The organism is Arthrobacter crusticola (assembly GCF_004357995.1).
Classification (GTDB): domain Bacteria; phylum Actinomycetota; class Actinomycetes; order Actinomycetales; family Micrococcaceae; genus Arthrobacter_D; species Arthrobacter_D crusticola.
The window spans coordinates 196262-215754 of the sequence record NZ_SMTK01000006.1 but is presented as its reverse complement, the minus strand read 5'-3'; the positions used below and the strand labels follow the sequence as shown (position 1 = coordinate 215754).

Below are 19493 nucleotides of genomic sequence, written 5' to 3'. Positions count from 1 at the left end.
CACCTGCTTTTATCAGCGTGCTCCCAGCTTGATGCGAAAGTATTTTCTTTCCGGGACATCCAACGCACGTACGGCGTCGAACTCCTTCTGGCTGCATCTTCATCTCGCAGCAGCCCGGAGCGGGAACAGATCGACGGCGGGAAGAGGAAACTGATGTCTACAGTACGGGCGGCAACGGCCGCAGGGCCGGCGATCCCGCCGGCTGAAACCGGCACGGGCGACAGTGAGTGGGTTGCGCCGTCCTGGGAGGAAGTCGTCACCAACTACTCACCCAAGGTGTACCGGCTCGCCTACCGCCTCACCGGCAACAAGTACGACGCCGAGGACCTCACGCAGGAAGTGTTTGTCCGGGTCTTCCGATCGCTGGCGAACTTCAAGCCCGGAACCCTGGACGGCTGGCTGCACCGCATCACCACGAACCTCTTCCTCGACCAGGCGCGGCGCAAGACCCGCATCCGGTTCGACGGGCTCACCGAGGAAGCCGAAAGCCGGCTCCCCAGCGGCCATCCCGGACCCGAACGCAGCTACGAGTTCAACAACCTCGACATCGACGTCCAGTCCGCACTTGAGGAACTGCCCCCGGACTTCCGGGCCGCCGTCGTGCTCTGCGACCTTGAGGGGCTGGCCTACGACGAGGTGGCTGCGGTGCTCGGGGTCAAGCTGGGAACCGTGCGCTCGCGCATCCACCGCGGGCGCACCATGCTCCGGGAGAAGCTGGCCCACCGGGCTCCGCGCAGGCCGGCCCTGTCGATCCCGCGCATCGCCGGCGTCGGCTAGGCCCGTGCGGCGGACCAAATGGTCCGGGTGCTGCCCAGGAAGGTAGTCTTTTCTCGTGTTGGGAATCAACGGTCTCGAGTTTGTCGTCCTGGCGCTGCTTGCCGTTGTGATCCTCGGCCCGGAGCGCCTCCCCGAGTACGCCTCCCAGCTCGCCCGGCTCGTCAAGGGACTCCGGAGGATGGCCACCGGCGCCCGTGAGCAGCTGCGGGAGGAAGTGGGCCCCGAGCTGGATGAGGTTGACTGGCGCAAACTCGATCCCCGTCAGTACGACCCCCGGCGGATCATCCGCGAAGCGCTCCTCGAGGATTTCGACGACGTCCTCAAGCCCGTCAGCAGCGGCGCTCCCGCCCCCGTCCCCCCTGCCGGAATCCGCAGTGCGCCCCAGACCGTCAGGCTGTCCGCCGGGCAGTCGGCCCCCTATGACGCCGAGGCGACCTAGGCAATCCAGGCCGAGGCGACCCCGACCGAGACGGCTTTGACCGGACCCGCCGTCGAACGGGTGAAACGGACCAGGCTCAGCGCGGCGAGAGCGTCAGCTTGGTCCCCGAGAGCCCCCGCGGGCGGTGCGCGAGTCCATCCGCGACCTTCCTCAGTTCCAGGGCCGCCGGGGAGTCCTCCCCGGACAGGACGATGGGGAGGCCGGCGTCGCCACCCTCCCGCAGGGCGACCTCGACGGGCACCGAGCCCAGCAGTCCGATGTCGGTGCCAAGGGTGTCGGTGAGCCGGGAGGCGAGGGTGGCGCCGCCTCCGGCGCCGAACAGCTCAAGCCGCCCGCCGTCGGGCAGTTCGAGCCAGGACATGTTCTCGATCACCCCGGCCACCTTCTGGCCTGTCTGCGCGGCCATCGCCCCGGCCCGTTCCGCCACATCCGCCGCGGCACTCTGCGGGGTGGTGACCACGAGCAGTTCGGAGCGCGGCAGCAGCTGGGCCACCGAGATGGCGATGTCCCCGGTGCCCGGGGGCAGGTCGAGGAAGAGCGCGTCGAGGTCGCCGAAGTAGACGTCCGTCAGGAACTGCTCAAGGGCCCGGTGAAGCATCGGTCCGCGCCAGGCCACCGGCTGGTTGCCGCTGACGAACATGCCGATCGAAATCACCTTCACCCCGTGGGCCACCGGCGGCAGGATCATTTCATCGACCTTCGTCGGCTGCTGGGTGATTCCCATCAACGCGGGCACCGAGAATCCGTAGACGTCGGCATCGATGATGCCCACCCGCAGCCCCTGCGCGGCCATGGCGGCCGCGAGGTTGACGGTGACGGTCGACTTACCGACCCCGCCCTTGCCGCTGGCGACGGCGTAGACCCGGGTCAGGGACCCTTCCTCATTGAAGGGGATGCCCCGGGCGCCGCCCGGACCGCGGAGCTTCGCCTTCAGCTCATCGCGCTGGTCCTGGTTCATCACGCCCAGTTCCACGCGCACGCGCTCGACGCCGGACAGGCCTGCCAGGGCCGCCTCGACGTCCGAGGTGATGGTGGTGGATAGGGGGCACCCGGCGATTGTCAGCAGGACCCGAACGGTCACGCTGCCGTCGCCGGAGGCCTGGACGCCCTCGACCATCCCGAGGTCGGTGATGGGCCGGCGGAGTTCGGGGTCGAGGACCGAACCGAGCGCCGTGAGCACGGCTGCCTCAGAGATCACTGGCTGTCGCTTCTGACCGGCGGAGCGACCCGGGGCAGGCTCATGGTGTTATCCGACGGTTTCCTCCGCGGTTTCTTCGAAAGGGTCAGCTCCTGACCATCAGCCGCCTCCAACAGTTCCTCGAGCGCCGAGCGGAGCTCCGAGCGCACATAGTCGCGGGTGGCGACCTCGCGGATGGCGATACGCAACTCGGCGATCTCACGGGTCAGGTATTCGGTGTCGGACAGGTTCCGTTCAGCCCGGTGCCGGTCCTCGCGCAGCGACACCCGGTCGCGGTCGTCCTGCCGGTTCTGCGCCAGCAGCAGCAGGGGAGCAGCGTAGGAGGCCTGAAGGGACAGCATCAGCGTCAGGGCGGTGAAGCCCAGCGCCGCGCTGTCCCACCGTGCGTTCTCGGGTCCCCAGGTGTTCCAGACCAGCCAGAGCACACAGAATACCGTCATATAGAAGAGGAACTGGGGCGTTCCCATGAAACGGGCGAAGTTCTCGGTGGCGCTGCCGAAACGGTCCGGGTTGGGGCGCAGCCGCGGGAACACCCGTTTGCGGCTCTCCCTTGGGGTGTCAAGACCGGTCGAGGTCGAGCGGATTCTTTCAGCCATGTGTTCCTCCCCGACGAAGTGCCCGCGCGTCGTCCTGGGCCCGCCAGTCGTCCGGCAGCAGGTGATCGAGCACGTCGTCCACCGTCACCGCGCCCACCAGGCGGCCCTCCTTGTTGATGATCGGCAGCGAGTTGAGGTTGTAGGTCGCGAGGATGCGGGAGACCTCGCTGACGTTGGCCTGGTCGCTGACCGGTTCGAGGTCCGCATCGAGGATGTTGCCCAGCTGCTCGGGCGGAGGGAAACGCAGCAGCTGCTGGATGTGCACCACGCCCAGGTAACGCCCGGTCGGGGTTTCCAGGGGCGGGCGGCACACGAAGATCGACGAGGCGAGCGCCGGGGTGAGTTCTTCGCGCCGGACGTGGGCCAGCGCCTCGGCCACCGTGGCTTCGGGTGGGAGGATGACCGGCACCGTGGTCATGAGCGAACCGGCGGTGTCCTCCTCGTACTCGAGCAGGCGGCGCACGTCGTCGGCGTCCTCCGGCTCCATCAGCTGGAGCAGTTCCTCCTTCTGGGCCTCGGGGAGCTCGTTGAGCAGGTCCGCGGCGTCGTCGGGGTCCATCTCCTCGAGGATGTCGGCGGCCCGTTCGCGGTTGAGCGATGAGAGGATCTGGACCTGGTCGTCGTCGGGCAGCTCCTGGAGGATGTCGGCGAGCCGGTCATCCTGAAGCTCGCCGGCCACCTCTAGGCGGCGCTTGTTGCTCATCTCGTGGAGGGCCTCGGCGAAGTCGGCAGCCTTGAGGTCCTCGTGCTGGGCGACGAACTGGGAGGCCCCCTGAGGTTCGTTCGTGGCCCCGTGGTAGGCGTCGAGCCAGTTAATGATCAGGCGCTCGCCGCTCCTGCGCAGGCTCCGCAGGGGCGAGCTCGGCCCGCCGCGCCGAATGAACAGCTGGGAGACATGCCAGTCCCCGGCACGGTTCTTCTCCATGGCGATGTCTTCGATGACGGCGTCCCCGGAGCCGTCCTGCAGGGTGACCCTCCGGTCGAACAGCTCGCCGACCACGAGCAGTTCCGCCCCCCGCTGTTCGAAGCGGCGCAGGTTGACCAGGCCCGTGCAGATGATCTGCGAGGTGTCCATCGAGGTGACCCGGGTCATGGGCACGAAGATGCGCTTCTTGCCCGGAACCTCGATGACGATGCCCACAACCTGCGGCTCCTTCAGGGCGCCGCGGTCGAGCACCACGACGTCGCGCAGCCGGCCCAGGCGGTCGCCCAGGGGGTCGAAAACGTCGAGGCCGAGAAGGCGGGCCACAAAGACGCGGGTTGGATTGGTACTCACAAGGCAAGGCTACTTCGCGGAGCGGGATCCGGTGTACTTGGTGACAGTTTCATCGGCGCGGGGACCGTCCCGGGGCTTTCCGGCACGCACCGCCGGTTCTGAAGGTTCGGCCCGGCGTGCGGGGCAGTGCCCCGTCGATGGGGAGGTCCCTTCGTCAGCCGCCCACCGGCACGGGTGAGAGCACCGCGGGCGGGGCGACGGAAAACAGGGTGAAGAACTCCGCAGCCAGCCCGGCGTCCCCCTCCACGGTGATCCGTTCGGACGCAAGCGACTCGGGCACGGTCTCGCCGCTGAAGATCAGGTCCCAGAGGGCGAGGACATCCCCGGTCACCTCCACGTCCACGGTTCCCGCGCCGGACCGGCTGACGTCGATGGCCTGCGGGGTCACCACCACGGTGAACTGGTCCCCGTTGACCCGGATCCGGATCCTTGCGTCGAACCGGGATCCTTCGGGTGGAAAGTAGAGGGCCTTGAGCATCAGCATGAAAGCGTCGGTGCTCATGCCCTTCTCCGGCCGGTGCGAAATCCTCGAGCCCCACCGCGAGAGCTCAAGGAGGATCGGTTCGAGCTGGCGCCCGCTGTCGGTGAGTTTATAGGCCGAGACGCTTGCCGGGGGCCCGAGCTTCACATGCCGAAGCAGGCCCGAGGCCTCAAGTTCCTTCAGTCGCTGGCTCAGGACATTAGGGCTGGCGTTCGGCAGGCCGGCGCGCAGGTCGCTGAAGCGCTTGGGTCCGAGCAGCAGCTCACGAACCACCAGCATCGACCACCGCTCGCCGACTGCGTCCATCGCAAGGGCCGCTCCGCACGAGTCGTCATAAGTTCTCTGTGCCATGCAGGAATTATATCGCAACCGCACGGGTTGGTATGGAAATAAGATTTTTCGATCCTAGCAAAGGATCATGCTGTATGGGAGGCGAATCATGGAGAAGTCACCAACACCGCTGGAGAGGATCTTCGGAATCGAGTGGACGCCGGAGCGTCTTCAGGCCGCGGCCGCAAGCTATGAAATGGTCCAGTCCCACACCTCGTTCAACAGCACCGTGGTACGCCTCGCCTCCCGAACGGACCGTGTCGACATGCCGTCTCTGCGGGCACTGGTCACGCGAACGATGGGGCGGGTCGAGGGGACCTACTGGATGGTTGCCGCACTCGCGATGGCCCACCTGGCGCTCAGCTGTCCGGAGCTGCTCACCGAGGAGCAGACCTCACTCCTTCTGACTCCGCTGACCGCCGGCGAAAAGTCCGGCCCCTCCGACCGGGTCTTAGCGCACGCCGCGTAGCGCGCATGAGGCCCGGGCGGAAGCACCGTCCCGGCCCGCCGGGGCATCCCACCACCGCCTGCGGCTCGTCGGCGGCCGAGGCGCGAGTTCACTGCAAGCGATACTCCATCCCGGGCGTCCGGATGTGGTGAACAATGGGCCCATGGCGAATGTACTTGGACGCACCCCTTCCCGTGACGAAGGCCGCGCTCTGCCGCGCGGTGAAACGGTGGGCCGCTACACGGCCTACCTCGAAGCGCAGAAGGCGGTGGACTACCTCGCCGACAACAAGTTCCCGGTGGAACGCGTCTCCATCATCGGCAACGACCTGAAGACGGTGGAGCGGGTCACCGGACGGCTCAGCTACCCGCGGGTGGCCCTGGCCAGTGCGGCCACCGGCGCCTGGTTCGGCTTCTTCGTCGGGCTGATCCTCACCCTCTTCGGAGGCAGCGAACCCTTCACCAGCGTCCTCTCCTCGATGGCGCTCGGTGCGATGTTCTGGCTTCTCTTCGGGGTCATCACCTACGCGTTCCAGCGGGGGAAGCGGGACTTCACCTCCACGAACCAGGTCATCGCCACAAGCTACGACGTGATCGTCGACCCCTCGGTCGCCGGGGAGGCGCGCCGCCGGCTCCAGCAGCTTCCCATGAACGGCCAGGCGCTGCATCCCGGCGGTCCGGCCGGCGGCTGGGACCGGCCCGCAGGAGGTTATCAGCCTCCCGCCCCGCTGGGCGGCGTCCCCGGTCCCGAGGTAACGCCCGGCCCGGCCGGGCCCGACGCCGGCACACCCGCACCGGCCGGCCCCGGCGGTGCGCCCGGAGATCCGGCAGGACCCCGGCGCGGCAAGTATCCCGATCTGCCCGATGGAAGGCCCCAGTACGGAATCCGGGTCGACACCCCCGTCCAGGAGGAGGTCCCCCGCGCCGAGGGTCCGGCCGGCGTGCAGCCTCCGGCCGCGGAGCCGGAGGGACCGGTTTCGGACGGGCCGGCCGGGGAGGCGGGCCAGCATGGCTCGACGAGGGTTGAGCCTCCCCGCGACGGCCGGTAGCTCCCGGCGGAGCGCCTCGGCCCAGCCGCCGGTGGAGAGCCGGCACGAGCAGCACCCGGCACGCGAGAGAGCCCGGCACCCCATGGGTGCCGGGCTCTGTCGCATTCCCGGACGCTTTGTCGCCGCCGGCGCGCCTACTCGCCGGTCGGGCTGTAGATGCCGGCCATCCAGGCCTCAACGTCCTCGGGATCGCGGGGCAGGGCGCCGCTGAGGTTCACCGGACCGTCTTTGGTCATGAGGATGTCGTCTTCGATCCGGACGCCGATGCCCCGGTATTCCTCGGGCACCGAGAGGTCCTCGTTCTTGAAGTACAGCCCGGGCTCGATAGTGAACACCATTCCCTCGGTGAGCACCCCGTCGAGGTAGAGTTCCCGGCGCGCCTGGGCGCAGTCGTGCACGTCCATTCCGAGGTGGTGGCTGGTGCCGTGGGGCATCCACCGCCGGTGCTGCTGGCCCTCTGGGGCGAGAACCTCCTCGAGCGGCACCGGGAGCAGGCCCCAGTCGTTGAGGCGCTCGGCGAGGACGGTGACGGCCGCGGTGTGGATGTCGCGGAACTTGCCTCCGGGCCGGGCCGCGGCGAAGGCGGCGTCGGCGGCCTCGAGGACCGCCGAGTAGATCCGGCGCTGCACCTCGGAGTAGGTGCCGTTCACCGGCAGGGTCCGGGTGACGTCGGCGGTGTAAAGGCTCTCGGCTTCAACGCCGGCGTCGAGCAGGAGGAGGTCCCCGGCCGACACCCGGCCGTTGTTCCGGATCCAGTGAAGCACCGTCGCGTTGTTGCCCGAGGCCGCGATCGTGTCGTAGCCGAGGTCGTTGCCTTCTTCCCGGGCCCGGGTGAAGAACGCACCCTCCACCACGCGCTCGCCACGGGGGTGGGAGATGGCCCGGGGGAGCTGGCGAACCACTTCATGGAAGCCGTTGACGGTGGCATCAACGGCGGCCTGGAGCTGCTCGATCTCCCAGGAGTCCTTGATCAGGCGCAGCTCCGAGAGCGCCTCGGCGAGCTTCGCGTCGAGGGCGTCCGCCTTCTCCAGGTCCACCCCGGTGTTGATGCGGGAGGTGTCCACGAGCGCATCGGCATTGAGGTCGACCTCGCGGAGGAGCCGAATGCTGATGCCGCCGATCTGCGGCACGCCGGCGTCCTTGGTCACGGCCGTCTCGAGGCCGTCGAGGTCGGCCGTCTCGAGGGCCAGCAGGGATGACACCTGGGCGCGGGACAGGCGCGGGCCGATCCAGAACTCGCCGTAGCGCGCGTTGGCATAGAATTCCGAGCTGTCCCGGCCGGCCAGTTCGCGGAAGTACAGGGTGGCGGTGTGGTGGCCGCCGTCGTCACCGGTTCCTTCGCCGACCGGTTCCATCACCAGCACCGCGTCGGGCTCGTGGTCCAGGCCGAGGCCGGTCAGGTGGGCGAAGCCGGAGTGCGGGCGGAAACGGTAGTCCGTGTCATTCGAGCGGACCTTCAGCGGCCCGGCCGGAATGACGAGGCGCTCACCCGGGAACTGCTCCGAAATTGCGCGCCGGCGCTGCGCGGCGAAGTCCGCCACGGGAGCCTTCTCCGGCAGGGCGGTGTCGGTGGGTGCCCAGCTGCCGGCCATGAAGGCCTTGAACGCCTCGGAGTCCGGACGCTGGGACCGGTTCTCGTTGCGGCTCGACAGCGGCTGGTCTTCGGGGGTGACCGGGGTGGCCCCGGGCTCGGGCTGGGACGCTTGAGGATTCTCTGCTGTACTCACTGGTCCATGGTCCCACCGGTCCCGCGGGCGGCCAAACATGGCGCCGGGGCGTGCGCGTGTTGAAGTGCGGGCCGCCCCTTCAAGGAAGGGGGAATCCACGTCTGCTGGCGTAGATTGGGTTGGTGAGAATCGACCTGCACACGCACTCCAACATCTCCGACGGCACGGAAAGCCCCGCGGTGCTGATTCGTTCGGCGCGGCGTGCCGGGCTCGACGCCGTCGCGCTGACCGACCACGATTCCACGGCGGGCTGGGCGGAGGCCGCGGAGGCGGCCTCGGCGGAAGGGATCCGCTTCATCCCGGGAATGGAGGTCTCGTGCCAGAGCGACACCGGCATCAGCGTGCACGTGCTGTCCTACCTGCACGACCCCACCCACGCCGGCCTGCTCGCGGAGATCGAAAAATCGCGGGCGGCGCGCCTCAGCCGCGCGCGGCGCATGGTCGAGCGGCTGTCCGAGGATTTCCCCATCAGCTGGGACCTGGTCGAGGACCATGTGGCCGACGGGGCCACAGTGGGGCGCCCCCACATCGCGGACGCGCTCGTCGCCCTGAAGATCGTCGCCGACCGCTCCGAGGCGTTCGAGCGGATCCTCACCGTGCGCTCCAAGTACTGGGTGGGGCACTATGCACCACATCCGGCGGTGGCGGTCGAACTGATCCGCAGCGCCGGCGGCGTGCCGGTCTTCGCCCACCCGTCGGCCTTCGCCCGGGGCCGGGTGATCGGCAGCGCGGTCCTGAACGAGATGATCGATGCGGGGCTGCTCGGCCTGGAGATCGACCACCGCGACAACCCCGAGGACGCGCGGGCAGCGCTCCGGCGCACCGCGGCCCAGCACGACCTGCTGATCACCGGCTCGAGCGATTACCACGGTGCGGGCAAGCCGAATCTGCTCGGGGAGAACGTGACGGCGCCCGAGACCCTCGACCGCATCATCGAGCACGCCGGCGGCCACCGCGTCCGCTAGGGCAGGCGCCGGCGGCTACGCGCTGCTGCGTCCGGCCGGTTCGCAGTAGGGAGCCAGGCGCCTGCGCATGATCTCCACGGCCTGCGGGTTCTGATCGACGCACACGAACCGGCGTCCCAGCTTTCCGGCGACGGCGCCCAGGGTTCCGGATCCGGCGAAGAAGTCGAGGACCCAGTCGCCCTCGCGGCTGCTCGCGGCGACCGCCCGGCGCAGCAGGCCCTCTGGCTTCTGCGTCGGATAACCGGTCTTCTCGCGCCCGGTTGGCGAGACGATGGTGTGCCACCAGACATCGGTGGGCAGCTTGCCGAGTGCGGCCTTCTCCGCGGTCACCAGCCCCGGCGCCATGTAGGGTTCCCGGTCCACCTCGGCGCTGTTGAAGTGGTACCGGGCCGGGTCCTTGACGTAGACGAGGATGTTGTCGTGCTTCGCCGGCCACTTCCGCTTGGCGCGGGCCCCGTAGTCGTAGGCCCAGATGATTTCGTTGAGGAAGCACTCGCGGCCGAACAGTGAATCGAGCATCACCTTGGCGTAGTGCACCTCGCGGTAGTCAAGGTGGAGGTACAGCGTGCCGTCCTCGGCGAGGAGGCGCCACGCCTCGGCCAGCCGCGGCGCGAGGAAGTCCCAGTAGTCCTCGAACGCGTCGTCGTAGCTGGCGAGCATCCCCTTGACCGTGGAGTAGCTCATCCCCTTGAACCCGACCCGGTCCCCGGTGCCGTCGGCATTGCGGACCATGCTCAGCTGCTGACGCCGCTGGGCCCGACCCGTGTTGAAGGGCGGGTCGACGTAGATCATGGTGAAGGCGCCGTCGGGCAGGGTCGGGAGGTAGGCGGCGTTGTCTGCGTGGACCACGAGGTTGCTGCCGCCCGGGGTCCAGGCAGGTTCCGTCATCGGGTGCTACTCCTCCGAGCCGCGGGTGGGCTGGGCGACGACCTCGCCGTTGCGCCGGCGGGTACGGGTGCGGCGGGGACGCTCGGGGGCGGCGGCCGACGGGGCGGCCGCGTCGGCGGTGCCCTCCCCGGCAGCCGGTGAACGGCGCCGGCGGGTGCCCTGCGCCTCGCTGCCCTCGTCGGCGGAACCTGAACCCCGGCCGCCGGAGCGGGAGCGCGAACGGCTCCGCCCGCCCTCGCTGCGCTGGCCGTCGCCGCGGGCGCCGTCACGGCGCTGACCGTCTCCGCGGCCGGTCGGCGCGCCGCCGGTGCGGCCCTTCTTGCCGGTCTCGCCGAGGTCCTCGAGCACCTCGGCGTCGATGCCGGCCAGCTTGCGGGCACCGCGCGGCAGCCGCCCCTTCGTCCCCTCCGGAATGTCGAGGTCCGTGAACAGGTGGGGCGAGGAGGAGTACGTCTCGATCGGCTCGGGCGAGTCCAGCCCGAGGGCCTTGTTGATCAGACCCCAGCGGGGCACGTCGTCCCAGTCGACGAACGTGACGGCCGTGCCCTTCTTGCCGGCGCGGCCGGTGCGGCCCACGCGGTGCAGGTACGCCTTTTCGTCCTCGGGGCACTGGTAGTTGATCACGTGCGTGATGTCTTCGACGTCGATGCCGCGGGCCGCGACCTCGGTGGCGACCAGGACGTCGATCTTGTCACCGCGGAAGGCGCGCAGGGCCTGCTCGCGCGCGCCCTGGCCGAGGTCGCCGTGGATCGCGCCGGCGGCGAAGCCGCGGTCAATGAGTTCCTCGGAGAGCTTCGCGGCGGTGCGCTTGGTCTTGGTGAAGATGATCGTCCGGCCGCGGCCGCGCGCCTGCAGGATCCGGGCGACGACCTCAGCCTTGTCGAGGTTGTGGGCGCGGTAGATGACCTGGCGGATGTCCTTCTTGGTGATGCCCTCGTCCTCGGGATCCGCGGCGCGGATATGCGTGGGCTGGGTCATGTAGCGGCGCGCCATGGCGACGACGGGGCCAGGCATGGTGGCGGAGAACAGCAGCGTCTGGCGCACCGGGGGCGTGGCGGCGATCAGCGTCTCCACGTCGGGCAGGAAGCCGAGGTCGAGCATCTCGTCGGCCTCGTCGAGCACCACGATCTTGACGTTCTTGAGCACCAGGAGCTTCTGGCGGTGCAGGTCGATCAGCCGGCCCGGGGTGCCGACGACAATCTCGACGCCGCGCTGCAGCGCCTCGATCTGCGGCTCGTAGGCCCGGCCGCCGTAGATGGTGACGATGCGCGCGTTGCGCTTCTTCGCCGCGGTGGTGAGGTCGCCGGCGACCTGGACGGCGAGTTCGCGGGTCGGCACGACGACGAGGGCCTGGGGTGCGCCCGGAACGGGCAGCTTGTCGTAGCCGGCGTCGTCGGGGCCGACGACACGCTGCAGGGCGGGGATGCCGAAACCAAGCGTCTTGCCGGTTCCGGTCTTGGCCTGGCCGATGATGTCATGGCCGCCCAGGGCGATCGACAGGGTCATCGCCTGGATGGGGAAGGGGTGGAGGATTCCGGCATCGGCCAACGACTCCACGATGTCGGGGCGGACGTTGAAGTCGGCGAAGGTCTCGGGGACCTCCTTGTGGGGCTCCTCGGTGGTGACGAGCGTGTCCTCGACGTCGATGGCGTCGTCGCTGTTATCGGCAAGGAGGTGGTGCGAATCCGCAACCGGGCTGTTCTCAGTGTTCAATTACATACCGTTCATTAAGGCCGAGCGGCCACCGAGGCTCGACGGGTAGCTGGGGTTGGCATCCAGCTCGGAGCGTATCGGAGGCGCAGGGCGTCCAGTGGAAGCCGATCGCGGGCTTGCAACTGCGTGCCGGCTGGCGGTTGAAGCGCCAGCGCCGGCTGGGAAAAACTCGGGACCGAGTAGGTACTGCGGGTCATCGGGGTATGTCGATAACGACCGGGCATCCATTACTACGAGGCCAGTCTACCCCGAGGGCGCGGCGGAAACGGGCAGGCCGCCCGCGGCGGCGGGTGCGGCCAGCTCGAAACGCACGACGCGGCGGGCGGTATCGGCCTCGACGAGCCGCACCGTGACCAGGGTGCCCGCCGTCAGCTCCCCGTAGCACTTCGCCTCGATCGCCGGATCGATCAGCTGCACCGTGCCGGAGGGGCGGGTGCGGGGCCCGGCGTCCCCGTTGCTGTGCCGCGAACCGGCCAGCACCACGGCGGTGAAGTCCTTGCCCACGTCGTCGCTCAGCAGGGCCGCCGCCAGGGCGTCCATGGCCCCGGATTCCATCCGGGCCGAGACCTGATTCGCCGTGGCCATCAGGGAATTCAGATCGGGCAGGGCCTCCCGGGCCCACCGGGGCACCGGCCGCCCCGCGCACAGGGCTTCGCAGATCACCAGCACGAACCGGTCGACCAGGCGGCGCAGAGGTGCGGTGGTGTGCGCGTAGGGGGCGGCGATCGCGGCCTGCACCACCGCGTCGGGCACCTCGCCATCGAAGGCGGTGTACCCGGCGCCGCGGAACAGCGATGCGGCGGCATGCATCAGGGCCAGCTGCTCGGGCCGGTCGGTGTCAAGGCTCCGCAGGAAGCCCCCGTAGGCCATCCCCTCCGGCCACGCCCTGCCGCAGGCCGCCGCCTGGCTGCGGAACTTGGCCAGCGCCGCCTCGTCGGGTGCCGGCATGGTGCGCAGGATGCCGATGCGTCCCTCGATCATGATCCTGGCGGCCTCCATCCCGGTCATCAGTGAGATCTGGGCGTTCCAGTCCTCCGAGGGCAGTGCCGGTGCGGTCATGAGGAAGTAGCGGCCCCGCTCGAAGCCGATCTCCTGGGCGGGCAGGTTCAGGCTGGCTCCGCCGCGCTGAAGTTCGAGGTCGATGCGCTTGAGGCCGATTTCGCGCAGCAGCACCAGGTTCTCCGGCGCTCCGCCCGAGCGCAGGTGTTCCTCGACCTCCGCATAGGTCAGCTGCGTGCGGCTGCGGACGGAGGCGCGGCGCACGGACGCCGTGGTCACCGCGGCGTAGGAATCGAGGTCGAACTCCCAGACGTATGCACCGCGGACCACCCCTGGCAGGAGGCTGGCCGCGTCCTCGGCGATCACCTCGGGATGGAGGGAGATCCGCCCGTCGGGGGCATAAACGGTCTGGCCGCGGAGCCGGGCCTCCGTATCGACGGCCCCGCCCGGCCGGACGAAGCCCGGGACGTCGGCGATGGCGTACCAGACGCGGTAGCCGGCACCCCGGCGCTGCAGGTGCACGGCCTGGTCGAGGTCAATCGAGCCGGGGGGATCGATGGTGATGAAGTCCAGGCCGGTGAGGTCCTCGGCCGGGAACTCGTAGGCCGCGACCGCGGCCTCCGCCTCCGCAAGGACCTCCGGAGGGAAGACGGTCCGCAGCTCAAGCTCGTCCCGCAGCGCCTTCAGGGCAACGGCGAGGTGCTGCTGTGAGGCGCTGTCCCCGAGACCCGGATGCAAATACGGCACACGCTCACCGTAATACACGCACTGCGGCGCCGGGAGGGGACGGCTCGGAGGGTGCGGCGCCGCTTCACCGGGCGGCGCGGGGAGGGAGGCCCGGCAGGTGCGGGCCTTCTGTAGTGTTAGGAGAATGAACAACCGCACGAACGAAGGCGTTCAGCCCGGCCCCGACGGAGCCGAAACCTCCTCCGCAGCAGCCGACCCGGACCGGGTCCAGAACCCCCGCTACGCCCGCTTCATCGCGGATCTGCTGGGGGTCATCGCCTATGGGGAGCTATCCGGATTCGAACGGCTTTCCTCGGATGCGAGGTTCTCCCCGACCCTCGCCGACCGGGCCGGGATCGGGCGCCTGGCGGTGCAGGAGTTCGCGCACTTCGAGCTGGTCAGCAGCCACCTCGCAGCCCGGGGGATCGACGTGGAGCAGGCGATGGCGCCGTTCGTGGCTTCAGTGGATGCCTTCCACGAGCGGACCCGGCCCGCTGACTGGTTCGAGTCCCTGATGAAGGCGTACGTGATCGATGCGATGTCCGGCGATTTCTACCGGGCCCTTGCAGACCGGCTGGATACGGAGACCCGGGGGCTGATCGGCAGGATCGACGCCGACGACGACACCGCGCTGCTCGGGCGGCTCCTCAAGGAGGCGCTCGCCGACGATCCCCGGCTCGCCTCGCGGCTGGCCCTGTGGGGACGCCGGCTGGTGGGGGAGGCCCTGACCCAGGCCCAGCGGATCGGCATTGAGCGTGAATTCCTCGGCGGGCTGCTGTTCGCCGACACGGCCGACCCGGCCGCCCATACGACGGCGCTGTTTGCCCAGCTCACACGGAACCATTCGCGCCGGATGAGCGCCCTGGGCCTGACGGCCTGAGGGCCCGGCCCGCCGGTGGCGGGCCGGGGCGGGAGGTGGCCCTAGAGAGCCCCGAAGCCGACGCGGCGCTGCTCTTCGGCGCCGATTTCGACGTACCCCAGGACCGTCGACGGGACGATCACCGTGCGGCCCTTCGAATCGGTGAGCCGGAGTTCGGAGCCGCCGTTCATCGCCGAGGCGACCACCTCCGCAATCGCTTCGGCGGTTTCGGAGGACTCCAGAACAATCTCCCTGTTGACGTTCTGAATACCGATCTTAATTTCCACGGCGGGTGCCTCCTGTGTAGTGAATCTTTAGCCCTTGGAAACCTACTCTAGATTTCCTTGGGGAACCGACTAATTCCGCGCCAAGCTAAACGGTAGATCAGCTCACTGGCCGTCTCGATGTCGAGGGTCCCGTGGGTTTCGAGCCAGAACCGGGCGCTGATCTGCGCCATGCCGGCCAGTCCGCGTCCGAGCAGGGTGGCCTCCACCATCGACAGCTGGGTGTCCTCGGCGATGACTTCGGCGATGGCATTGGCGAAGTGGGCGTTGAACGCCTCAAGGCGGGCGCTGACCTCGGGGTCGTTGCTGACATCGGACTCGAACACCAACCGGTGGGCCTTGCTGTCACGGGCGATGAAGGAAAAATAGGCGCGCATGGTGGCCTGCACCCGGACCTTGTTGTCCCCGGTGGAGCGGAGCGCCTCCATGAGCAGATTGGTGAGTTCTGCGAGGTGGTTCTCCAGCAGCGCCAGGTAGAGCTCCCGCTTGCCGGGAAAGTGCTGGTACAGCACCGGCTTGCTGACCTTCGCGGCCTCGGCGATGTCGTCCATCGCGGCGCCGTGGAAACCGTGGGCCACGAAGACCTCGTGCGCGGCATTCAGGAGCTGGCGGCGGCGCTCGTCGCGCGGCAGCCGCAGCGCTTTTCCATTCGGTGAAGCCTCTGCGCTCACAACCTGCAACCTTCGTTCTGGAGTTCCGTTCGGTTCAGTTTACCTACGGCGCTCCCGGGGACCGATTCGGCTGGCAGCGCAGGCGGTGCGGGCATACATTGAAGGCATGAGCGCACACCGCCGGGCCACCGGCAGACCGGGGCTTCCTCCGATGCCGCCGCTGGTCGATCCGCACCCCGGACTCACCGCCGAGGAGATGGTCCGCTACTCGCGCCACCTGCTGATCCCCGAGTTCGGCCTGGAGGCGCAGCGGCGGCTCAAGAACGCCAGGGTGCTGGTGATCGGGGCCGGGGGGCTCGGCTCGCCCGTCCTGCAGTACCTCGCCGCCGCCGGCGTGGGCACGCTGGGCATCGTCGACGACGACACCGTCGAAATCTCAAACCTGCAGCGGCAGGTGATCCACGGGGTGGGCGACCTGGGGGACCTCAAGGCCGCCTCCGCGCAGCGCAGCCTGGCCGAGATCAACCCGCTCGTCGAGGTGGTCCTGCATCCCGAACGCCTGACCTCCCGCAACGCCCTCGAGCTGCTGGGTGGGTACGACCTCGCGGTGGACGGCACCGACAATTTCGCCACCCGCTACCTCGTCAACGACGCCGCCGCGCTGCTCGGCAAGCCCTACGTGTGGGGGTCGATCCTGCGCTTCGACGGGCAGGTGAGCGTGTTCTGGGAGAAGCACGGCCCCGGCTACCGGGACCTGTACCCGGAGGCCCCGCCGCCCGGGTCCGTCCCCTCCTGCGCCGAGGGCGGGGTCCTCGGCGTCCTGTGCGCCTCAATCGGCTCCCTCATGGGGACCGAGGCGGTCAAACTCATCACCGGGGTGGGCAGGACCCTGCTGGGCCGGGTGCTGATCTTCAACGCCCTCGACATGTCCTGGCAGGAGATCACAGTGCGCAAGGATCCCACGGCCGCTCCGGTGACGGCCCTGATGGACTACGAGGCGTTCTGCGGACTGGCGCCGACCGCCGAGGAGGAGGTGCCGTCGATCGGGGTGCGGGAGCTCGCGGAGCTGCTCGGCGGCAGGGAACGCGGCGAGGAGACGTTCGACCTGATCGATGTTCGGGAACCCGGGGAGTACAACATCGTCCGGATCGAGGGCGCGCAGCTGATTCCGAAGGACCGGGTGCTGGCCGGCGGATACACCCCGGAACCGTCACGGCCGGTCTATGTCCACTGCAAGTCCGGCAAGCGTTCGGCCGAGGTGGTGCGCCACCTGCGCAGCCAGGGGCACCGGCAGGTCTTCAACGTTGACGGCGGCATCCTGGCCTGGGTGTCGGCGATCGAACCGGGCCAGCCCGTCTACTGACCGGCGTGGCCGGCCTCCACGCGGTTCCCGCGCCAGGGTTCACGCCAGGCGGATCCCACCGGGGGCTCAGGGGGCTCACACCAGGGGTGCGGGCCGGGCGCCACAGGGAGCACGCACCGCGCCGCGCGGTCAGGCGGAGGCGGCAGCGGGCGGTTCGTGGCTGACCGGACACTGCGCGGGGTCGCCGCTGCCGGCCGGGTGCGGCACGCCGGCCGGGTGCAGCGCGGGGCGGGACGGCGCCGCGGGGGCCTCAGCTTCGGCGGCGGGACGCAGGTCGATGCCGTAGAGGGCCTCGAGCGCCGCGGTGTAGTCGTCCTGGCGTCCCTCCGCGGCGAGTTCGCGGGCGCGCACGGTGGGGGTGTGGAGCAGCTGGCGCACCATCCGGCGCAGCGCGAGTTCGACCTCCTCGGCGGCGGCGGTGCACCCGTGCTGTGAGCGCACCCGCTTCATCTCCGCGTCGAGCACCTGCTGGGTGTGTTTGCGCAGGGCGACGATCGCGGCGTCCATGGCCCTCGTGTTCTGCTGCTCCTCGAAGTCGTCGGCCGCCTGCTGCACCAGCTCACCGGCCTGGCGCAGGGTCTCGGCCTGCTCCTCGGGCGCGGCGAGCCGGACGGACTCCAGGGTGATCAGCTCGACATTGTCGAGATTGGCGACGGCGGGATCGAAGTCATGGCTCAGCGCCAGGTCGATGACCACGAGGGGGCTCGAGGAGCCCTCCCGGATCGATGCGAGGTCCGTGGCCTCGATGCGGGCGTCGCTGCCGCTGCAGCCGATGATTACATCGGCCTCCCGGATCGCCCCGGTGAGGCTGTCCGAATCGAGGGCGCGGCCGCCGCGGGAGGCGACGAACGTCTCGGCGCGTCCGGAGGAGGAGAACACGGCGACCTCGCCGGCCTTCTTCTCGTTGAGCAGGGCCATGGTCGCGCCGGCGTAGGCGCCGGTCCCGAAGAGGACGACCGACTTCTGCGACCAGTCGGCGCTGCCGGAGATATCCCCGGCGAGTTCGAGCGCCACCGAGACGATGGAGCGCCCGTCGCTGCCGAGGACGGTGCGGGCCCCGACGTCCTTGGCCGTGCGGGAGGCGGCCTGGAAGAGGCGCACGAGGCCCTTGCTTGCCGCCCCCGAGGCCTGCGCCTCGATCAGGGCGCGGCGGACCTGGCCGGCGATTTCGCGCTCACCGACGACGGCGGAATCGAGGCCGGCCCCCACCGCGAAGAGATGCTTGGCGACCGAGCCGCCCTTCTTGGTGACGAAGGCGGAGGACACGGAGGGCTCGGGGATGCCGGAGTAGCTGCTGATGGTGGAGATGATGGCGGAGCGGGCGGCCTCGACGTCCTCTTCGGACGGGGCCTCGAAGTAGATTTCGAAGCGGTTGCAGGTGGAGAGCACCACGGCGCCGGACACGGGGCGGTCGTCCGCGAGCACGGCTGAAGGAACCTGGGGCGCCCCCACGCTCAGGCGGGCAACGGTTTCCAGGTCCACATTCGAGTGAGTCGCAACGAGAGAAAGTAGAACCACAGCTCTCCAAGCATAGCGAGCCGATGGTTGCGGATGGTAATAGGAAACCCTAAGTGCGGGCTTGATTTCACTGGACTTCCGCGGAATTCCACGGGGCGGGGTGTACGTGATTTTCGCCACCCGGGTGCCCACCGGAACGCCCACCGGTTAACCATCGCCCGGGATCTTGGGCAGAATCAGGGTATGACCCTTGGAGCATCCCACCCGCTGGTGGACGGCCGCACCGCAGATTCCCCGCTGATCGCGGCCTACCGCGGGCGGAAACCGTCCCGCCGTCCCGTCTGGTTCATGCGCCAGGCCGGACGGTCCCTGCCGGAGTACCGGGCGCTGCGCGAGGGAACCGCGATGCTCGAGGCCTGCCTCGACCCGGGGATGGCCGCCGAGATCACCCTCCAGCCGGTCCGCCGCCATGACGTGGACGCCGCGATCTTCTTCTCCGACATCGTGATTCCGCTCAAGCTCGCCGGGGTCGACGTCGACATCGTCCCGGGGGTCGGCCCGGTCCTCGGCTCCCCGGTCCGCACGGCCGCCGACGTCGCCGCCCTTCCCGTCCTCACCGACGAGGCCCTCGATCCGATCCGCGCCGCGGTCGCCCTGACGGTCGCCGAACTGGGCAGCACCCCCCTGATCGGCTTCGCCGGGGCGCCCTTCACCCTGGCCGCCTACATGGTCGAGGGCAAGCCCTCCCGCGACCACCTGGGTCCGCGCACCATGATGCATTCCGACCCCGAGACCTGGCAGGCGCTGGCCGAGTGGGCGGCGGATGCCTCCGGGCGGTTCCTGCGGGCCCAGCTCGAGGCGGGCGCGAGCGCTGCCCAGCTCTTCGACTCATGGGCAGGCTCCCTCGGACTGGCCGACTACCGGACGTACGCGGCGCCCGCCTCGGCCCGGGCCCTCGATGCCGTCCGCGGGCTGGGGGCCCCGCTGATCCACTTCGGCACCGGAACCTCCGAGCTGCTCGGAGCCATGCACGACGTCGGCGTCGACGTGATAGGCGTCGACTACCGGCTGGATCTGGCGGAGGCCAGCCGGAGGTTGGGCGGCACCGTCCCGCTTCAGGGCAACATCGACCCGGCCCTGCTCGGCGCCCCCTGGCCGGTGCTCGAACAGCACGTCCGGGCCGTGCTCGAGGCCGGGGCGGCCGCGCCCGGGCACGTGGTGAACCTCGGCCACGGCGTGCCGCCGGAGACCGACCCGGACGTGCTGACACGCGTGGTGAAGCTGATCCACTCGGTGGAGCCCTGACC

Annotated in this window: 19 protein-coding genes; 8 read left to right on the top strand and 11 right to left on the bottom strand. The window is 69.5% G+C overall.

Annotated elements, in window-relative coordinates:
• The first annotated feature begins 153 nt into the window (after nucleotides 1-153).
• Nucleotides 154-777, top strand: a complete 624-nt coding sequence (gene sigE / locus E2F48_RS16795) for an RNA polymerase sigma factor SigE (protein WP_133405095.1) — start codon at nucleotides 154-156, stop codon at nucleotides 775-777.
• Nucleotides 778-832: 55 nt separating this feature from the next.
• Nucleotides 833-1216 carry a sec-independent translocase gene (locus E2F48_RS16790; protein WP_133405094.1) on the top strand — a complete coding sequence of 128 codons (384 nt, stop codon included), beginning with the start codon at nucleotides 833-835 and terminating at the stop codon, nucleotides 1214-1216.
• Between the two features lie 76 nt (nucleotides 1217-1292).
• Here E2F48_RS16790 and E2F48_RS16785 read toward each other — a convergent pair whose 3' ends face one another.
• The 4 genes from E2F48_RS16785 to E2F48_RS16770 form a co-directional block, all read right to left on the bottom strand.
• A complete protein-coding gene (locus tag E2F48_RS16785) occupies nucleotides 1293-2414 on the bottom strand; it encodes an Mrp/NBP35 family ATP-binding protein (RefSeq protein WP_246019220.1) in 1122 nt (373 codons plus the stop codon).
• Nucleotides 2411-3010, bottom strand: a complete 600-nt coding sequence (locus tag E2F48_RS16780) for a DUF1003 domain-containing protein (RefSeq protein WP_133405093.1) — start codon at nucleotides 3008-3010, stop codon at nucleotides 2411-2413. The genes E2F48_RS16785 and E2F48_RS16780 overlap by 4 nt, the downstream gene beginning before the upstream one ends.
• Nucleotides 3003-4286: a magnesium transporter MgtE N-terminal domain-containing protein gene (locus tag E2F48_RS16775; protein WP_133405092.1), complete on the bottom strand. Its 1284-nt coding sequence runs from the start codon at nucleotides 4284-4286 to the stop codon at nucleotides 3003-3005. Before E2F48_RS16775 ends, E2F48_RS16780 begins: the two co-directional genes overlap by 8 nt.
• A 154-nt stretch (nucleotides 4287-4440) precedes the next feature.
• On the bottom strand, nucleotides 4441-5118 hold the full coding sequence (locus E2F48_RS16770) for a winged helix-turn-helix transcriptional regulator (RefSeq protein WP_133405091.1): 678 nt from the start codon (nucleotides 5116-5118) through the stop codon (nucleotides 4441-4443).
• 88 nt (nucleotides 5119-5206) lie between these two features.
• Here E2F48_RS16770 and E2F48_RS16765 point away from each other — a divergent pair, with 88 nt between their 5' ends.
• Entirely contained in the window at nucleotides 5207-5566 is a 360-nt protein-coding gene (locus E2F48_RS16765; protein ID WP_133405090.1) for a hypothetical protein, read from the top strand.
• 142 nt (nucleotides 5567-5708) lie between these two features.
• Nucleotides 5709-6593: a YflT domain-containing protein gene (locus tag E2F48_RS16760; protein ID WP_133405089.1), complete on the top strand. Its 885-nt coding sequence runs from the start codon at nucleotides 5709-5711 to the stop codon at nucleotides 6591-6593.
• Nucleotides 6594-6727: 134 nt separating this feature from the next.
• Here E2F48_RS16760 and E2F48_RS16755 read toward each other — a convergent pair whose 3' ends face one another.
• On the bottom strand, nucleotides 6728-8359 hold the full coding sequence (locus E2F48_RS16755; RefSeq protein WP_133405164.1) for an aminopeptidase P family protein: 1632 nt from the start codon (nucleotides 8357-8359) through the stop codon (nucleotides 6728-6730).
• Nucleotides 8360-8442: 83 nt separating this feature from the next.
• Here E2F48_RS16755 and E2F48_RS16750 point away from each other — a divergent pair, with 83 nt between their 5' ends.
• On the top strand, nucleotides 8443-9285 hold the full coding sequence (locus tag E2F48_RS16750) for a PHP domain-containing protein (RefSeq protein ID WP_133405088.1): 843 nt from the start codon (nucleotides 8443-8445) through the stop codon (nucleotides 9283-9285).
• Between the two features lie 15 nt (nucleotides 9286-9300).
• Here E2F48_RS16750 and E2F48_RS16745 read toward each other — a convergent pair whose 3' ends face one another.
• From E2F48_RS16745 to E2F48_RS16735, 3 genes are all read right to left on the bottom strand, one after another.
• Entirely contained in the window at nucleotides 9301-10173 is an 873-nt protein-coding gene (locus E2F48_RS16745; protein WP_133405087.1) for a DNA-methyltransferase, read from the bottom strand.
• Nucleotides 10174-10179: 6 nt separating this feature from the next.
• The gene (locus E2F48_RS16740; RefSeq protein ID WP_133405086.1) at nucleotides 10180-11886 is read right to left on the bottom strand and encodes a DEAD/DEAH box helicase; all 1707 of its coding nucleotides are present in this window, start codon (nucleotides 11884-11886) and stop codon (nucleotides 10180-10182) included.
• A gap of 243 nt (nucleotides 11887-12129) precedes the next feature.
• Entirely contained in the window at nucleotides 12130-13632 is a 1503-nt protein-coding gene (locus tag E2F48_RS16735) for an RNB domain-containing ribonuclease (RefSeq protein ID WP_133405085.1), read from the bottom strand.
• Between the two features lie 124 nt (nucleotides 13633-13756).
• Between E2F48_RS16735 and E2F48_RS16730 the strand changes: the two genes are divergently transcribed.
• Nucleotides 13757-14491 carry a ferritin-like fold-containing protein gene (locus E2F48_RS16730; protein WP_133405084.1) on the top strand — a complete coding sequence of 245 codons (735 nt, stop codon included), beginning with the start codon at nucleotides 13757-13759 and terminating at the stop codon, nucleotides 14489-14491.
• 41 nt (nucleotides 14492-14532) lie between these two features.
• On the opposite strand, the gene E2F48_RS16725 is transcribed toward E2F48_RS16730, so the two are convergent.
• Together E2F48_RS16725 and E2F48_RS16720 are read right to left on the bottom strand one after the other, a co-directional pair.
• Entirely contained in the window at nucleotides 14533-14757 is a 225-nt protein-coding gene (locus E2F48_RS16725; RefSeq protein WP_133405083.1) for a DUF3107 domain-containing protein, read from the bottom strand.
• A 47-nt stretch (nucleotides 14758-14804) separates the two neighbouring features.
• On the bottom strand, nucleotides 14805-15425 hold the full coding sequence (locus E2F48_RS16720; protein ID WP_246019218.1) for a TetR/AcrR family transcriptional regulator: 621 nt from the start codon (nucleotides 15423-15425) through the stop codon (nucleotides 14805-14807).
• 106 nt (nucleotides 15426-15531) lie between these two features.
• On the opposite strand from E2F48_RS16720, the gene moeB reads away from it, so the two are divergent.
• On the top strand, nucleotides 15532-16728 hold the full coding sequence (gene moeB, locus E2F48_RS16715) for a molybdopterin-synthase adenylyltransferase MoeB (RefSeq protein ID WP_133405081.1): 1197 nt from the start codon (nucleotides 15532-15534) through the stop codon (nucleotides 16726-16728).
• A gap of 129 nt (nucleotides 16729-16857) precedes the next feature.
• Here moeB and E2F48_RS16710 read toward each other — a convergent pair whose 3' ends face one another.
• A complete protein-coding gene (locus E2F48_RS16710) occupies nucleotides 16858-18246 on the bottom strand; it encodes a glutamyl-tRNA reductase (RefSeq protein ID WP_133405080.1) in 1389 nt (462 codons plus the stop codon).
• Between the two features lie 183 nt (nucleotides 18247-18429).
• Here E2F48_RS16710 and hemE point away from each other — a divergent pair, with 183 nt between their 5' ends.
• Nucleotides 18430-19491 carry a uroporphyrinogen decarboxylase gene (hemE, locus tag E2F48_RS16705; protein ID WP_133405079.1) on the top strand — a complete coding sequence of 354 codons (1062 nt, stop codon included), beginning with the start codon at nucleotides 18430-18432 and terminating at the stop codon, nucleotides 19489-19491.
• The last annotated feature ends 2 nt before the right edge of the window (nucleotides 19492-19493 follow it).

Coding starts and splice junctions, on each gene's coding strand:
- sigE (WP_133405095.1), top strand. CDS start 154: ATGTCTACAGTACGGGCGGCAACGGCCGCAGGGCCGGCGATCCCGCCG.
- E2F48_RS16780 (WP_133405093.1), bottom strand. CDS start 3,010: ATGGCTGAAAGAATCCGCTCGACCTCGACCGGTCTTGACACCCCAAGG.
- E2F48_RS16770 (WP_133405091.1), bottom strand. CDS start 5,118: ATGGCACAGAGAACTTATGACGACTCGTGCGGAGCGGCCCTTGCGATG.
- E2F48_RS16765 (WP_133405090.1), top strand. CDS start 5,207: ATGGAGAAGTCACCAACACCGCTGGAGAGGATCTTCGGAATCGAGTGG.
- E2F48_RS16760 (WP_133405089.1), top strand. CDS start 5,709: ATGGCGAATGTACTTGGACGCACCCCTTCCCGTGACGAAGGCCGCGCT.
- E2F48_RS16755 (WP_133405164.1), bottom strand. CDS start 8,359: ATGTTTGGCCGCCCGCGGGACCGGTGGGACCATGGACCAGTGAGTACA.
- E2F48_RS16745 (WP_133405087.1), bottom strand. CDS start 10,173: ATGACGGAACCTGCCTGGACCCCGGGCGGCAGCAACCTCGTGGTCCAC.
- E2F48_RS16730 (WP_133405084.1), top strand. CDS start 13,757: ATGAACAACCGCACGAACGAAGGCGTTCAGCCCGGCCCCGACGGAGCC.
- moeB (WP_133405081.1), top strand. CDS start 15,532: ATGAGCGCACACCGCCGGGCCACCGGCAGACCGGGGCTTCCTCCGATG.
- hemE (WP_133405079.1), top strand. CDS start 18,430: ATGACCCTTGGAGCATCCCACCCGCTGGTGGACGGCCGCACCGCAGAT.